This window comes from Mesorhizobium sp. 2RAF45 (genome assembly GCF_052115225.1).
GTDB classification, from domain to species: Bacteria; Pseudomonadota; Alphaproteobacteria; order Rhizobiales; family Rhizobiaceae; genus Mesorhizobium; species Mesorhizobium jarvisii.
On the sequence record NZ_JBFRGG010000003.1, the window covers coordinates 234,917 to 248,573 of the forward strand.

The 13,657-nt window shown below is 63.8% G+C and carries 15 protein-coding genes; 7 read left to right on the forward strand and 8 right to left on the reverse strand.

Translation table 11 applies throughout. The features are described from left to right. Window positions 1–54: 54 nt before the first annotated feature. The gene (locus tag AB4Z43_RS10550) at window positions 55–1,650 is read left to right on the forward strand and encodes a DHA2 family efflux MFS transporter permease subunit (RefSeq protein ID WP_441937329.1); all 1,596 of its coding nucleotides are present in this window, start codon (window positions 55–57) and stop codon (window positions 1,648–1,650) included. A 172-nt stretch (window positions 1,651–1,822) separates the two neighbouring features. Here the strand turns inward: AB4Z43_RS10550 and msrB are convergent, their stop codons facing one another. From msrB to AB4Z43_RS10570, 4 genes are all read right to left on the reverse strand, one after another. Next, on the reverse strand, window positions 1,823–2,326 hold the full coding sequence (gene msrB, locus AB4Z43_RS10555) for a peptide-methionine (R)-S-oxide reductase MsrB (protein WP_019862438.1): 504 nt from the start codon (window positions 2,324–2,326) through the stop codon (window positions 1,823–1,825). A 209-nt stretch (window positions 2,327–2,535) separates the two neighbouring features. Further along, entirely contained in the window at window positions 2,536–3,093 is a 558-nt protein-coding gene (locus AB4Z43_RS10560; RefSeq protein ID WP_064985421.1) for a fasciclin domain-containing protein, read from the reverse strand. A gap of 225 nt (window positions 3,094–3,318) precedes the next feature. Next, window positions 3,319–4,041, reverse strand: coding sequence for an anti-sigma factor (locus AB4Z43_RS10565; RefSeq protein ID WP_027047605.1), 723 nt, complete (start codon window positions 4,039–4,041; stop codon window positions 3,319–3,321). Continuing rightward, the gene (locus AB4Z43_RS10570; protein ID WP_019862441.1) at window positions 4,038–4,577 is read right to left on the reverse strand and encodes a sigma-70 family RNA polymerase sigma factor; all 540 of its coding nucleotides are present in this window, start codon (window positions 4,575–4,577) and stop codon (window positions 4,038–4,040) included. The genes AB4Z43_RS10565 and AB4Z43_RS10570 overlap by 4 nt, the downstream gene beginning before the upstream one ends. A gap of 136 nt (window positions 4,578–4,713) precedes the next feature. On the opposite strand from AB4Z43_RS10570, the gene AB4Z43_RS10575 reads away from it, so the two are divergent. Next, entirely contained in the window at window positions 4,714–6,210 is a 1,497-nt protein-coding gene (locus tag AB4Z43_RS10575) for an amidase (RefSeq protein ID WP_019862442.1), read from the forward strand. A gap of 162 nt (window positions 6,211–6,372) precedes the next feature. After that, complete coding sequence (argB, locus tag AB4Z43_RS10580; RefSeq protein ID WP_019862443.1) at window positions 6,373–7,266, forward strand: acetylglutamate kinase; 894 nt, start codon at window positions 6,373–6,375, stop codon at window positions 7,264–7,266. Between the two features lie 6 nt (window positions 7,267–7,272). On the opposite strand, the gene bchE is transcribed toward argB, so the two are convergent. After that, entirely contained in the window at window positions 7,273–8,838 is a 1,566-nt protein-coding gene (bchE, locus tag AB4Z43_RS10585; RefSeq protein ID WP_038651186.1) for a magnesium-protoporphyrin IX monomethyl ester anaerobic oxidative cyclase, read from the reverse strand. Window positions 8,839–8,950: 112 nt separating this feature from the next. Then, window positions 8,951–9,427 carry an Lrp/AsnC family transcriptional regulator gene (locus AB4Z43_RS10590; RefSeq protein WP_019862445.1) on the reverse strand — a complete coding sequence of 159 codons (477 nt, stop codon included), beginning with the start codon at window positions 9,425–9,427 and terminating at the stop codon, window positions 8,951–8,953. Between the two features lie 139 nt (window positions 9,428–9,566). Between AB4Z43_RS10590 and phhA the strand changes: the two genes are divergently transcribed. Next, window positions 9,567–10,403 carry a phenylalanine 4-monooxygenase gene (phhA, locus tag AB4Z43_RS10595; RefSeq protein ID WP_019862446.1) on the forward strand — a complete coding sequence of 279 codons (837 nt, stop codon included), beginning with the start codon at window positions 9,567–9,569 and terminating at the stop codon, window positions 10,401–10,403. A 65-nt stretch (window positions 10,404–10,468) separates the two neighbouring features. Here phhA and AB4Z43_RS10600 read toward each other — a convergent pair whose 3' ends face one another. Further along, window positions 10,469–10,870 carry a VOC family protein gene (locus AB4Z43_RS10600; RefSeq protein WP_441937334.1) on the reverse strand — a complete coding sequence of 134 codons (402 nt, stop codon included), beginning with the start codon at window positions 10,868–10,870 and terminating at the stop codon, window positions 10,469–10,471. Window positions 10,871–10,972: 102 nt separating this feature from the next. Between AB4Z43_RS10600 and AB4Z43_RS10605 the strand changes: the two genes are divergently transcribed. Next, the gene (locus tag AB4Z43_RS10605) at window positions 10,973–11,605 is read left to right on the forward strand and encodes a TetR/AcrR family transcriptional regulator (protein WP_038651194.1); all 633 of its coding nucleotides are present in this window, start codon (window positions 10,973–10,975) and stop codon (window positions 11,603–11,605) included. Between the two features lie 50 nt (window positions 11,606–11,655). On the opposite strand, the gene AB4Z43_RS10610 is transcribed toward AB4Z43_RS10605, so the two are convergent. Continuing rightward, window positions 11,656–12,153 carry a MarR family winged helix-turn-helix transcriptional regulator gene (locus AB4Z43_RS10610; RefSeq protein WP_019862451.1) on the reverse strand — a complete coding sequence of 166 codons (498 nt, stop codon included), beginning with the start codon at window positions 12,151–12,153 and terminating at the stop codon, window positions 11,656–11,658. A gap of 95 nt (window positions 12,154–12,248) precedes the next feature. On the opposite strand from AB4Z43_RS10610, the gene AB4Z43_RS10615 reads away from it, so the two are divergent. Continuing rightward, on the forward strand, window positions 12,249–12,416 hold the full coding sequence (locus AB4Z43_RS10615) for a hypothetical protein (protein ID WP_010912744.1): 168 nt from the start codon (window positions 12,249–12,251) through the stop codon (window positions 12,414–12,416). Between the two features lie 2 nt (window positions 12,417–12,418). Further along, a complete protein-coding gene (locus AB4Z43_RS10620; protein ID WP_441937336.1) occupies window positions 12,419–13,630 on the forward strand; it encodes an FAD-dependent oxidoreductase in 1,212 nt (403 codons plus the stop codon). Window positions 13,631–13,657: the final 27 nt, after the last annotated feature.

A 13,657-nucleotide genomic window follows, 5' to 3' on the forward strand; every position in this document is an offset into this window, starting at 1 on the left:
TCGGCGGCTGATGAAGCGCTGGGCCGCCCGGCCGGCCTCAAGGAGGCCCATGAAATGGCAACCGCTACCACCACCGCAGGATCGCCGCCGGCAAGACCGGCGGTCCCTGACACCATCTCCACACGCCGCGTCATCGCCTTCCTGGCGATGGTGTTCGGCATGTTCATGGCGATCCTGGACATCCAGATCGTCTCGGCTTCGCTGGCCGAGATCCAGGCGGGCCTCAGCGCCAGCTCCGATGAAATTCCGTGGGTGCAGACGGCCTATCTGATTGCCGAGGTGGTCATGATCCCGCTGTCGGGCTTCCTCAGCCGCATGCTGTCGACGCGCGTGCTGTTCACCATCGCCGCCGCCGGCTTCACCGCGGCCAGCGCGCTTGCCGCGACCGCCACCAACATCGACCAGATGATCGTCTACCGCGCCGTGCAGGGCTTCATCGGCGGCGGCATGATCCCGAGCGTCTTTGCCGCGGCCTTCACCATCTTCCCGCCTTCCAAGCGCGCCGTCGTCTCGCCGATGATCGGCCTGGTGGCGACGCTGGCGCCGACCATCGGCCCGACCGTCGGCGGCTATATCAGCCACGCCTTTTCATGGCACTGGCTGTTCCTGGTCAATGTCGTGCCCGGCATCCTGGTGGCGAGCGCCGCCTGGGCGCTGATCGATTTCGACAAGCCCAATCTCAAGCTGTTCAACAAGTTCGACTGGTGGGGCCTCGCCGGAATGGCGGCCTTCCTCGGCTGTATGGAATATGTGCTGGAAGAGGGTCCGAACAATGACTGGCTGCAGGACCAGGGCGTGTTCATCTGCGCCATTGTCATGAGCGTCGGCGCGGTGATCTTCTTCTGGCGTGTCTTCGCCGCCGAGGAGCCGATCGTCGACCTCCGGGCCTTCAGCAACGTCAACTTTGCCTTCGGCTCGCTGTTTTCCTTCGTCATCGGCATCGGCCTCTACGGCCTGACCTATCTCTATCCGGTCTTCCTCGGCCGTATCCGCGGCTATGATTCGATGATGATCGGCGAGGCGCTGTTCGTCAGCGGCCTGGCGATGTTCGTCACCGCGCCGATCTCCGGCATCCTGTCGAGCAAGATGGACTTGCGGCTGATGATGATGATCGGCTTCTTCGGCTTCGCCACCGGCACCTGGTGGATGACGCATCTGACCGCCGACTGGGATTTCTACGAACTGCTCATCCCGCAGATCCTGCGCGGCTGCTCGATGATGCTGTGCATGGTGCCGATCAACAACATCGCGCTCGGCACCTTGCCGCCCGACCGGCTGAAGAACGCCTCCGGCCTGTTCAACCTCACCCGCAACCTCGGCGGCGCTGTCGGCCTTGCCCTCATCAACACCGTGCTGATCGACCGCAACGCCTTCCACTATGCGAGGCTCGCAGAGCATGTGCAGTGGGGCAGTGCCGCCGCGCAGACCAAGCTGCAGAACATGACGCTGAACTTCGAACAGACCACTGGCCTGGATGCGGCCAGCGCGGCGATCTCCAAGCTGTCGGGCATGGTCCAGCAGCAGGCGGCGCTGCTGTCCTTCATGGACGTGTTCTACATGCTGACGGTGCTGTTCGCGACGCTCGGCCTGTTCACGATGCTGATCAACAAGCCGGCCGCGCCCGGTGGTGGCGGAGGTGGCGGGCACTAAGCAATTCCAGGATAAGTGTGAAGCGGTTTTCCCACAGGAATTGCGTCAAGACAGAAACACAGACGTGGGCAGCGGTTTCGGGAAGCTCCTCCAGTCCACGCCCGAAAGCTCTGACCGCGCAAAAAACTCCGGGCCGCAAGACCCGGAGTTTTTCGTTTCCGGTCGAATTTCGTCAGGCCGTGGCCGGCTTGAAGGTCAGCGCCACGCCGTTGATGCAGTGGCGCAGGCCGGTCGGCGCCGGACCGTCGTCGAAGACGTGGCCGAGATGGCCGCCGCAGCGGCGGCAATGCACCTCGGTGCGGGTCATGCCGAGCGACCTGTCCTCGGTCTTGCCGATGCCGTTGGCGATCTCCTGCCAGAAGCTCGGCCAGCCGGTGCCGGAATCGAATTTCGTCTCAGAGGGGTAGACCGGCAGGTCGCAGCCGGCACAGGCGAAGATACCCTTGCGGTGCTCGTTGAGCAGCGGGCTGGTGCCCGGATATTCCGTGCCTTGCTTGCGCAGCACGTCGAAGGCGGCAGGCGACAGGATGGCTTTCCACTCGTCATCCGTCTTGGTGATCTCGAATTTTTCGGCCGCCAGCGCGGGCTGCGGAGCGCCCATGCGCAGCATGGTTGCGGCGGCCCCGACGACGCCAAGGGCGGCGGCACCGCTCAAAAGAAAGTCGCGACGGTTCATGACCATTCCTCCGGTTGTTCCTTTTGCCAAACTATACCGCCACGCCAAAATCAAAAGCCGGTGACGGTTGCCCCCAAACGACACTCCGCGCCGTTCCACAGTTGGCTGTGGGCGGCGCGGAGCGTGCGTGTCGATTGCGGATCAGGGGAGCGGGACGACGCAATCGGCGGAGAGCTCTTGCCGCAGGTTCGTCCGCGGCTGGCCCCTTGTTACATCTTCGGCAAAAGAACCTTGTCGATGACGTGGATGACACCGTTGGACTGCTCGACATCGGCGATCGTCACATTGGCGACATTGCCGTTCTCGTCGGTAACGGTGACCTTGCCGCCCTCGGCCTTCAGGGAAAGCTCGCAGCCGCCGACCGTCTTGACCTTGTGCGTGCCGCCGTCGGCCTTGGCCATCGAGGCCACATCCGCCGCCATCGCCTTGGCGCCGACGACATGGCAGGTCAGGACCTTCGTCAGCTTGTCCTTGTTCTCGGGCTTGAGCAGCGTGTCGACCGTGCCGGCCGGCAGTGCCGCGAAGGCCTCGTTGGTCGGCGCGAAGACGGTGAACGGACCGGCGCCCTGCAGCGTGTCGACCAGGCCGGCCGCCTTGACGGCGGCGACCAGCGTGGTGTGGTCCTTCGAATTGGCGGCGTTCTCGACGATGTTCTTCTGGGCATACATGGCGGCGCCGCCGACCATTGGGTTTTCGGCATAGGCGGCGGTGGCAAGCGCGGAAACAGCGATCGTACCGGCAAGCAAAAGGGTGGCGTATCTACGCATGATGTTCAAACTCCTCGGTTTTCTCTTCCCATTTTTGGGGACGCGAGGAGATACGCAACACAAACGCGCGAGTTTCAGAATATTTTTGGATTTTTGAATTTTTCGCTCGGGCAAAGAAATTTTATGGCGCACCTTCTTACCGGCACGCACACCTATTTTAGGCAGGTGTTACATAAGATATATTTGGGAAATTCCGGAAACGGATTCGCTGCGAGATGCAGCAGGTCAGATGCCCTTCAGGTCGCCAGCGGCAACCACCGGTCCGGTCGGTTGTCCCGTCGGCGAGCCGCCGGCCGGTTCCAGGCTGACGGCCAGCACCGCGCCCTGCGCCAGCTTCTGCTGCGTGGCGGGCGAGACCCCGATATGCGCGGTCGCGCCGGCCGGGATGACGCCCATCGAGACCGGTGCGTTCTTGCCTTCGATCATCCAAAGTTCGAAGTCCTTGCCGGAAGCAAGCGTGCCGGAAACGTGCGAAAGGCTGACGTCATGCCGCTCGGAATCATAGACGGCGAGATATTTTACATCGCTGCCGTCGGCCGCCAGCGAGGCAACAAGCCGCGCCTGCGGCTGTTCGGCCGGCCGATTGACATAGGGCACGGCGATATAGAGAGCCAGCGCTGCAACAGCAGCGACGGCAAGGCCGCGCCAGAAGGCGAGGCTGGACCACAGGCCGGCACGGGCCTCGGCCGGAGTGGCGGCGGTCGATGCAAACAGCCGGCGGTCGACAGCCGCCTTCACCGAAGCCGGCGGCTCGACCTCGGCATAGGCTGATGCCAGCGGCGACAGGCGAACCTCCCAGCCATCGACGAGCCGCGCGAAATCGGTGTCGGTGTCGACGCGCCTGGACGCGATCTGCCGCTCTTCTGCCGGCAGAACGCCGAGAACGTATTCGGCGGCGAACAGCTCGTCGCCTCCACGTTCCGGTCCGTTGTCCTCTGCCAGTGTCATCTTTCCAGACATTCTCTCAGTTTCATCAGGCTGCGGCGCAGCCAGGTACGCATCGTGTTCAGCGGCACGCCGTGGCGCTCCGCCAGTTCGGCATAGCTTTCGCCCTTGAGATAAGCGCCCCGGACGGCCGCCGCCCGGTCCTTCTCCAGCTCCTCGAGACAATGATGGATGCGTACGGATTCGTCGCCCGCCACCACCATCGCTTCAGGTCCCGGTGCCGGATCGGCCACCTCGAGCGCGGCATCGATATCGGCGGCAGGCTTGCGCCGTGCCCTGACGCGATCGATCGCGTGGTTGCGGGCGATTGCCACCAGCCAGGAGATCGGGCTCAGATCGGAGACGGCGAAACGATCCGCCTTCGTCCATATCTTCACGAAGACTTCCTGCAGCGCTTCTTCAGCATCTCCCCGGTCGTTCAATACACGAAGGCACACGCCGAAAAGTTTCGCGCTGGTCTGCCGGTAGAGCAGATCGAACGCTGCCCGATCCTTCATCGAAGTCCGGACGATCAGCTTGGTGATGTCCTGCGGCGTCATGTGCGCCAAGTTAGGCGATTGCGTTGTATTTGCAACGCTGGAATATTCCGTGCACCTAAAGTCCGGCGTGCTGGCGCAGGCTTCGATTGCCAAGGGATCAGCCGCTGGCTAGCTTGGCGGGAACGGGGAGGCGCCGATGTCGGTCGAACGCATTCTGTGGCAAGAAGACGCCACCGGCCTCGCCGGTCTGGTGCGCAAGGGCGAACTGTCGGCGATCGAGTTGACCGAAGCGGCGATCGCGCGCGCCGAGGCCTCAAGGCCTGAAATCAATGCCACGGCCGAGCCGCTCTACGAGGCCGCGCGGGCGCGGGCGAAAACCATGGACCGCTCGCTGCCGCTGGCCGGCGTGCCCTTTGCCATCAAGGACCTCGGCATCGCCATCAAGGGTGTGCCCTCGCATGGCGGCAGCCGCATTCCGGCCTCGGTGCCCGACGTCAATTCGCTGATGACCGACCGCTACCTTGCCGCCGGGCTGATCCCGATCGTCACTTCGACTTCGCCGGAGCACGGGTTGCGGCTGATGACCGAATCCAAGGCCTTCGGCATCACCCGCAATCCCTGGAACACCGGCCACACCAGCGGCGGCTCATCGGGTGGCGCGGCGGCCCTCGTCGCTGCCGGCGTGGTTCCGGTGGCGCACGCCTCCGATGGCGGCGGCTCGATCCGCGTGCCTTCCGCCTGCACGGGCCTGGTCGGCCTCAAGACCTCGCGGGGTCGAATCCCGCTGACGCCGCTGGTCAGCGAAAGCTGGTACGGCATGGTGGTCGATCATGCCGTCACCCGCTCGGTGCGCGATAGCGCGCTGCTGCTCGACCTCACCCACGGTCCCGACTCCCTGTCGCCCTATGCGGCACTGCCGCCAAAGGGCACGTTCGCCGCCGCCGCCGCGCGCGATCCCGGCAAGCTCAGCCTGGCCGTCTACCGCAAGTCGCCGCTTGGCCTGCCGATCTCGGCCGAGACGATGAAAGCGCTCGACACGGCTGTGGCGCTTGCGCGCGAGGGCGGCCACACCACCGTGGAAATCGACCTGCCCTTCATCGGCCGCGATTTCATGGCCGACTTCTGCAGGACGGTTGCTTCCGCCGTCGCCGGCACGCTGCGGGCCGAAGCGCTGCGCGTCGGCCGTCCCGTCACCGGCGACGTCGAGCGCGCCACGCGGGTGCTCGGCCGGTTGGGCGAAATGGTCTCGGCCGGCGAAATCTATGCCGGCCTGCAGCGGCTACATGCCGCCTCGCGCCGGATGATCGAGGAAACCGCGCAATATGACGCTGTGCTGATGCCTGTTATCGCGCACCCGCCGCTCGCCTGCGGCGCCATGGACCCGAAAGGCACCGATGAGCTGGTCGAAAACCTTCTCGACAAGCTTCACCTGACGTCTTTGCTCAAGCTGAAACCCTTGTTCGGCCAGCTGATGGACAAGAGCCTTTTGTTCACGCACTGGCCGGCAATCCACAATGTCAGCGGCCAGCCGTCGATCGCGCTGCCCGTCCATGTCACCGAGGCCGGCCTGCCGCTCGGCATCCAGGCCGCCGGGCGCCCGGGCGATGAGGAGACGCTTTTGTCCTTCGCCGCGCAGATGGAGAAGCTTTCGGGTTGGCTGAAACGGCGGGCGCCGCTGATGGTGCCGTCATGATGACGAGGCCGTGAACGCGGCGAATATGACAGCAATGCCATTTGCCCCCCGGGCCAAATCCCGCTAAGACGCCGCCGTCTTTACCTGATGCATGTCGCCCAAAAGTGCCCGGCGGTTTTGGAGCAACGACATGCATAAACCAAAAAGCCAGGGAACCGCCCGATGACGGACATCGCCGCCACCGCCGAAATGCAGGCCGCCCTGCTGTCGCGCGCTTTGCCGTACATGCAGCGCTACGAACACAAGACCGTCGTGGTGAAATATGGCGGCCACGCCATGGGCGATATCGAGCTCGGCAAGGCCTTCGCCCGCGACATCGCGTTGCTGAAGCAGTCCGGCGTCAACCCGATCGTCGTTCACGGCGGCGGGCCGCAGATCGGCGCCATGCTGACCAAGATGGGCATCGAATCCAAGTTCGAGGGCGGCCTGCGCGTCACCGACCAGAAGACGGTCGAGATCGTCGAGATGGTGCTGGCCGGCTCGATCAACAAGGAGATCGTTGCGCTCATCAACGCCGAAGGCGAATGGGCGATCGGCCTCTGCGGCAAGGACGGCAACATGGTGTTCGCCGAAAAGGCGCGCAAGACCATGATCGACCCCGATTCCAACATCGAGCGCGTGCTCGATCTCGGCTTCGTCGGCGAGCCGGTCGAGGTCGACCGCACGCTGCTCGACCTTCTGGCCCGCTCCGAAATGATCCCGGTGCTGGCGCCGGTGGCGCCGGGCCGCGACGGCCACACCTACAACATCAACGCCGACACTTTCGCCGGCGCCATTGCCGGCGCCTGCAAGGCCTCGCGCCTTTTGTTCCTTACCGATGTGCCGGGCGTACTCGACAAGAACAAGAAGCTGATCGACGAATTGACCGTCGCCGAGGCCAGGGTGCTGATCAAGGACGGCACGGTCTCGGGCGGTATGATCCCCAAGGTCGAGACCTGCATCGAGGCGATCGAGCGCGGCGTCGAAGGCGTGGTCATCCTCAACGGCAAGACGCCGCATGCGGTGCTGCTCGAACTCTTCACCGAACACGGCGCCGGCACGCTGATCGTGCCTTAGTCGGCCTCAGCCGGCTAATCTTCTGGCCGGCAGCCCGCTATTTGTGGAGGCGGAAAGCTCCGGCTTGCGCGGCTGTCGCGCGACGATCATCGATTCCTCCTCCGCGTCCTGCGGCGCGCCCCAGAATTCGGCAAGCGTCGGACCGTCCTTCACCCTGCCATCACGGGCCAGGAAACCCCAGACCTCGCGAAACCAGACCCGGCGGCCCATCTTGGTGTACCAGCGCATCGAATGCCGTTGCTCGGGATCGGGGTGGAACAGGATGCGCGCCAGCGCCTTCGGCCGCGATTGCACGGCGAGCTCGATGAGCTTGACGCTGAAGAACAGCATCCACGGCTTCAGCCGCGTCATCTGCAGCACCTGGTGCTTGTAGTCCCACAGCCGGGCATCCTTCTGGATCACCTTGCGGTCGCGCGCGATGCGGAAGAACGGCGTCCAGCGATGCGGCGTCACATAGAGCGCCTGGATCTGGTCGGGGTCATAGGCGATGAGCTGGCGAAAGCCGCGCCACAGGTCGCGAAACCCCTCATCCTCGAAGCCGGCCACCCAGGTCGCCATCGACAATATGCCGTGCTTTCGCAGCAGCCTTATCGCCTCGCGGTCGGATGAGGTGCTGCCGCCCTTGCGGATCAATTGCAGCGTCTGCTCGTCGGTGTTCTCCATGCCGAGCAGCCAGCGGATGACACCGGCCTTGCGGTAGAGATGCAGGATGTCGGCGTCGCGCACGATGTCGTCGGCGCGGGTCGAGCCGACTATCAGCACCGGCACGTTCTCGGCGATCAGCGCGTCGAGAAAGGCGCGCCACGCCTTCTTCGAAACGGTCGGGTTCTCGTCGGCGAGGTTGATCAGTTTGACGCCGTGCTCGCGGTGCAGCCAGGCGATCTCCTTGGCGAATTTTACGGGATCGCGGTGCCGCCATCGGGTCCAGAAACCGCGCTGGCCGCAATAGTTGCACAGATGCGGACAGCCGCGCGAAAACTGCATCACCACGGCGCGCTTGCCGCCCCAGTAACTATATCGGCCGTGGTCGATCAGCTCCCAGCCGACGCGGTAAGCGTCGAGATCGGCGATGGTCATGGCGCCCTGCGTGGCAAAGGGACGGCGCAGATCGTCACGGAAGGCGATGCCGGCGACGCTCGCCGGCGGCTGGTGCATTTCCAGCGCCTCGACCAGCGCCACCACGGTCGCCTCGCCTTCGCCGCGCACGATGAAGTCGAAGACGTCGGTCGCCGCCAATATGTCGCGCCAGTGATAGGTCGGGAAGACGCCGCCATAGATGACGATCGTCGCCGGCTCGCGCTGCTTGATCATCTTGGCGATCAGCAAGGCGGTCGGGTGCGCCGAGGTCGAGCCGGAATGGCCGATCAGGACGAAGTCCGGAAAGCAGTCCAGGGCGTCGCGCACCACCTTTTCGAGCGGCATCGGCCCGAGTTCGGCATCGACGAGCCGCAAATCATGGCCGGCATCGATCAGCGGGCCGCCGATCGCCAGCAGGCCAAGCGGCGGCAAATGATCGTCCGGCACCCGGCTGCCGATGGCTGTGTGCGGTGGATTGATCAGGACGATTTTCATGGCGGACCTCTTAGGCAGTTGGTCCGCATATGCTGGCCGGCGATCTAGCCGCCCAATTGGCCCGTTTCAGCAGTTTGCGTGCAGCTTTTCCGCAGGAGCGCTGGAGATGGCGCTACTTCCTGAGATGCGCGAGCGGCACGTGGCCGGGTCCCTTGATGTTTTGCAGCACCAGCTGCGTGTGGACGTCGCGCACGCCGTCGAGCCGCATCAGCCGGTGCATGACGAAGGCGTTCAGCTCGTCGACCGAAGGCACCATCACATGCAGCAGGAAGTCGTGGTCGCCGGTCATCGTCCAGCACGAAGACACCTCGTCCATGCGCTGCACCGCGGCAATGAACTTTTCCGGCGAGCCATCGCTGTGGCTGACAAGGCGCACCTGGATGAACACCTCGACCGTCAGGCCGACCGCGCGGCGGCTGATCACCGCGGCAAAACCCTTGATGACGCCTGCATCCTGCAGCGCCTCGAAGCGCCGCGCGCATGGCGTCGTCGACAGGCCGATCTCTTGCGCCAGTTCCGAGACAGGCTTGCGCCCGTCGCGTTGCAGTACATCGAGCATCTTGATCTCGAAATCATCGAATTGAGGCATTTTCACTCCTCGGATGCGGATTGTGAGTGAATATTATCCCGAACATTGCTGATGAGCCATCATCAAAACCGAATTGCCTCGCCAAATCCGGTTATCCTATGCACACGTCTGCAATTGCCGATTTGCGAGGAGAAAAACCATGACGACGATGAGTGTTGCCGAATATGCCCGCGATTGCGCGGCGCAGGGGTTGCGCGGCGACTATTCGGTCTGCCGTGCCGATTTCACCGTGGCCCAGGGTTATGACTACAGCGACGAGGAACAGGCGGTGTGGCGCACTCTGTGCGATCGCCAGACGAAGCTGACGCGCAAGCTCGCCCATCATTCCTATCTCGACGGTGTTGAAAAACTTGGCCTGCTTGACCGCATTCCCGATTTCGAGGACGTCAGCGCCAAGCTGCGCAAGCTGACCGGCTGGGAGATCGTTGCCGTGCCGGGTCTTATTCCCGCCGCCCCCTTCTTCGACCATCTCGCCAAACGCCGCTTCCCGGTCACCAACTGGCTGCGCACCAGGCAGGAGCTCGACTACATCGTCGAGCCGGACATGTTCCATGATTTCTTCGGCCACGTGCCCGTGCTGTCGCAGCCGGTCTTCGCCGACTTCATGCAGATGTACGGCAAGAAGGCCGGCGACATCATCGCGCTCGGCGGCGACGAGATGATCACCCGGCTCTACTGGTACACGGCCGAATACGGCCTGATGCAGGAGGCCGGCCAGCCGCTGAAGGCCTTTGGCGCCGGCCTGATGTCGTCCTTCACCGAATTGCAGTTCGCCGTCGAGGGCAAGGACGCCCATCACGTGCCTTTCGACTTGGAAATGGTGATGCGCACCGGCTACGAGATCGACAAGTTCCAGCGCGCCTATTTCGTGCTGCCGTCCTTCGACGCCTTGCGCGATGCCTTCCAGACCGCCGATTTCGAGGCGATTGTCGCGCGCCACAAGGACCAAAAGGCGCTCGACCCGGCGACGGTCTAAAACGCAAAGCGCGTCGCATGAATCCGTTTCAACGCGACGCGCTTTGGACGCTTTGATCCGCGGGGCTATTGCATGGCGGCAGGGTTCATCCACAGGAACTCCCAGACGTTGCCGTCGGGGTCTTCGATGTGGCGGTTGAACATGAAGCCGAGGTCCTGCGCGGGGTTGGGATCGGCGCGGCCACCGGCCGCCACGCCCTTCTCGATCGTGGCATTGACCTCGTCCTTGCTGCCGGCGGTGAGCGCGATCAGCATCTGGCTGTCGCGCCTGGCGTCGCCGATCTGGCGCGTCGTGAACTGGCCGTAGTGCTGGTGCGTCAGCAGCATCACCCCGATCGAGTCGGAGAACATGATCGAGCTGGCCTGGTCGTTCGAGAACTGCGGATTGAGCGTGCCGCCGATCGCGAGATAGAAGTTGGTCGCCGCCTGCAGATCGCGCACCGGCAGATTTATGAAGATCTTGGTCATCGGTCTAAGCCTTGCCTTCGTTGACAGGTACTAGTCAGTCCAGTACCGTTTCATGGCTACCATGCGGGAACGGTACCGTCTAGTACTGGCCAGGAGAGCGCCTTGAAAATCGACGGTGAGACCAGATCGGAACGCAAGGATCGCGAGATCATCCAGGCGGCCACGGCGGCGTTCATCAGCAAGGGTTATGACGGGACCAGCATGGAGGAAATCGCTACCAAAGCGGGGGCCTCCAAGCAGACCGTCTACAAGCATTTCACCGACAAGGAGACGCTGTTCGGCGAAGTCGTTCTGTCAACCGCTGGCCAGGTCAACGATATTATCGAGTCCGTGACGACGCTGCTTTCCGAGGCGAAATTCATGGAAGGCGGCCTGCAGCAGCTTGCCCGACGTCTGATAGCGGTTCTCATGGACGAAGAGTTGTTGAAGCTGCGGCGCTTGATCATCGCCAACGCGGATCGAATGCCGCAGCTTGGCCGCGCTTGGTACGAAAAAGGTTTTGAGCGCATGCTTGCCTCGACGGGGTCCTGCTTTCAAAAGCTCACCGATCGAGGACTGATACAGACCAGCGATCCCTATCTGGCAGCCAGCCATCTTTTCGGAATGCTTCTTTGGATCCCCATGAATGAAGCCATGTTCACGGGAAGCAACCGGCGCTCCAAAGCCGAACTGGAACGGCACGCGGATGCCTCGGTGGAGGCATTTCTGGCCGTCTATGGGGTCCAGCCGAAATAGTCGCGTTCCCCGCCGACATTGCGGTAACGCCGCGAACAAAAAATGCGCCCCTATCGCCCTGAGGTGTCCGACCCCTCGGCTTTCAGCCGCGCAAGCTGGGCGCGCTGCAGGTCGAGCGCGGCGTTGACGAAGCGTGATATGGTCGCGAGTTCGGCGTCGCTGAAGGTGGCGATCACCTTCTCTCCCTCCTTGGCGATGGCGCCGTAATAGCGCGCCGACAGGTCCCGCGTAGCCTCGGTCGCTTCGATCACCACCTTGCGCCTGTCCTCGAGGCTGCGCGTGCGCGTCAGCAGCCCGCGTGCCTCGAGCCGGTCGATCAGCGCCGTCACGGCGGCCGGCGTCAGCCCGGTCGCGGTCGCGATCGCGCCGGCCGATTGCGGGCCGCCATAGAGCAGTCCGATGCAATGGCGCTCGGCCATGTTCAGCCCGAGCCTCGCCCCCACCGCCTCGTCATAGGCCTGCGTGGCGTCCTGCCATTGCATCACGGCAAGGCCGATCGCGGCCGCGATTTCGTCGCGATACCTGCTTGACGAATTTATTTCGATCATCTAACTATCAATCCGTCTAACATTTAGACTATCGCAGCAATATGCGGCCGTAGCACCGACAAGGCAAGAGCCGGCCGCCGACAAGGAGTGAAAAAATGAGCTTGATTCAACAACGTACCCCTCTCTCCCACGAGGATGAATTCAAATACGCCAAGCTGGCGATGGAATGGTATGGCTGGGGTTCCCCGATCGGCCTCGGCATCCTGCTCGTGGCGCTGGCCGCCGCGGCGGTGCTGGTGCGCATCGCCATCTACGGCCTGTGACCATGGCCGTCACCACCCCCTCGGCATTGCCGGTCGCCATCATTGGCGCCGGTGTTGCCGGGCTGGCCCTTGCCGTCATGCTTCGGCGGCAGGGGCTTGCCGTCCGCCTGTTCGAGGCGCGGTCGCGCGAAGCGTTGAGCGAAGGCGCCTTCCTCACTCTGGCCCCCAACGGCATCAACGCGCTGCGTGCGCTTGGGCTCGCCGAGCGGGTAAGCGCGCTGGGCATTCGCACCCTTGGCTTCGAGATCATGAACGCCGCCGGGCGCCGGCTCATCCATCTTGACGAGCAGCTATCGATGCGCGAGGCCGGCGCCGAAAGCGTCACGTTGCGGCGCTCGGACCTGCTCGGCGCGCTGCTGGATGAGGCGCTGGCGCTTGGCGCCGACATCCGTTTTGGCCATGCGCTCGCCGAAATCGAAGACCAGCCTGATTGTGTGCGCCTTGCCTTCGGCAATGGCGTCACCGTCGATGCCGCCTGGCTCGCGGGCTGCGATGGCGTCTGGTCGCGCGTCCGTCGCGTCTGTTTTCCGGCCTCCCCGGATCCGGTCTATACCGGACTGACCGGCGTCGGCGGCGTGGCGGAACTGCCCTTTGTCGAGCCGACCGACGGCCTGATGCATATGGTGTTCGGCAAGAAAGCCTTCTTCGGCTACATGAAACCGCATGATGGACCGGTGTTGTGGTTCTCGTCCTTCCCGCTGGACGAGGATGCCGCCCTGGCGAGACCTGATCCCTTGCATTTGGCGGCAACCGTTCGCCAGTTGCACGCCGGCGATCCCCGGACGATCCGCCAGATCGTCGACACCGTCACGCAAATCCCGCGCGCCTACCCCGTGTTCGACATGCTGCATCTGCCAAAATGGCACACCGGCCGGGTGGTCGTGCTGGGCGATGCAGCGCATGCCGTCGCGCCGCATTCCGGGCAGGGCGCGTCGATGGCCATCGAGGACGCCGTGGTGCTGGCCGCGTGCCTGGATGCGACACCATTGCCGGCGCAGGCCTTCGCCGCCTTTCAGGCGCTGCGTCAGGACCGCGTCGAGCACATCGTCAAGGTCAGCCGGCGGATCGGCGCGCAAAAACAGGTGAAAGGCCGCGTCGCTCTGTTCCTGCGTGACCTCATGTTGCCGTTCTTCGTCCGCTTGGGCGCACGCACGAACCGCGCCATGACGCGTTACCGTGCCGACCTGACGCCGCTCGAAAAACCGTCGGTCTGACTGGATTTCCGCGCCGGTCGCGGGCGC

Coding starts and splice junctions, on each gene's coding strand:
- AB4Z43_RS10550 (WP_441937329.1), top strand. CDS start 55: ATGGCAACCGCTACCACCACCGCAGGATCGCCGCCGGCAAGACCGGCG.
- msrB (WP_019862438.1), bottom strand. CDS start 2,326: ATGAACCGTCGCGACTTTCTTTTGAGCGGTGCCGCCGCCCTTGGCGTC.
- AB4Z43_RS10560 (WP_064985421.1), bottom strand. CDS start 3,093: ATGCGTAGATACGCCACCCTTTTGCTTGCCGGTACGATCGCTGTTTCC.
- AB4Z43_RS10565 (WP_027047605.1), bottom strand. CDS start 4,041: ATGACACTGGCAGAGGACAACGGACCGGAACGTGGAGGCGACGAGCTG.
- AB4Z43_RS10570 (WP_019862441.1), bottom strand. CDS start 4,577: ATGACGCCGCAGGACATCACCAAGCTGATCGTCCGGACTTCGATGAAG.
- AB4Z43_RS10575 (WP_019862442.1), top strand. CDS start 4,714: ATGTCGGTCGAACGCATTCTGTGGCAAGAAGACGCCACCGGCCTCGCC.
- argB (WP_019862443.1), top strand. CDS start 6,373: ATGACGGACATCGCCGCCACCGCCGAAATGCAGGCCGCCCTGCTGTCG.
- bchE (WP_038651186.1), bottom strand. CDS start 8,838: ATGAAAATCGTCCTGATCAATCCACCGCACACAGCCATCGGCAGCCGG.
- AB4Z43_RS10590 (WP_019862445.1), bottom strand. CDS start 9,427: ATGCCTCAATTCGATGATTTCGAGATCAAGATGCTCGATGTACTGCAA.
- phhA (WP_019862446.1), top strand. CDS start 9,567: ATGACGACGATGAGTGTTGCCGAATATGCCCGCGATTGCGCGGCGCAG.
- AB4Z43_RS10600 (WP_441937334.1), bottom strand. CDS start 10,870: ATGACCAAGATCTTCATAAATCTGCCGGTGCGCGATCTGCAGGCGGCG.
- AB4Z43_RS10610 (WP_019862451.1), bottom strand. CDS start 12,153: ATGATCGAAATAAATTCGTCAAGCAGGTATCGCGACGAAATCGCGGCC.
- AB4Z43_RS10615 (WP_010912744.1), top strand. CDS start 12,249: ATGAGCTTGATTCAACAACGTACCCCTCTCTCCCACGAGGATGAATTC.
- AB4Z43_RS10620 (WP_441937336.1), top strand. CDS start 12,419: ATGGCCGTCACCACCCCCTCGGCATTGCCGGTCGCCATCATTGGCGCC.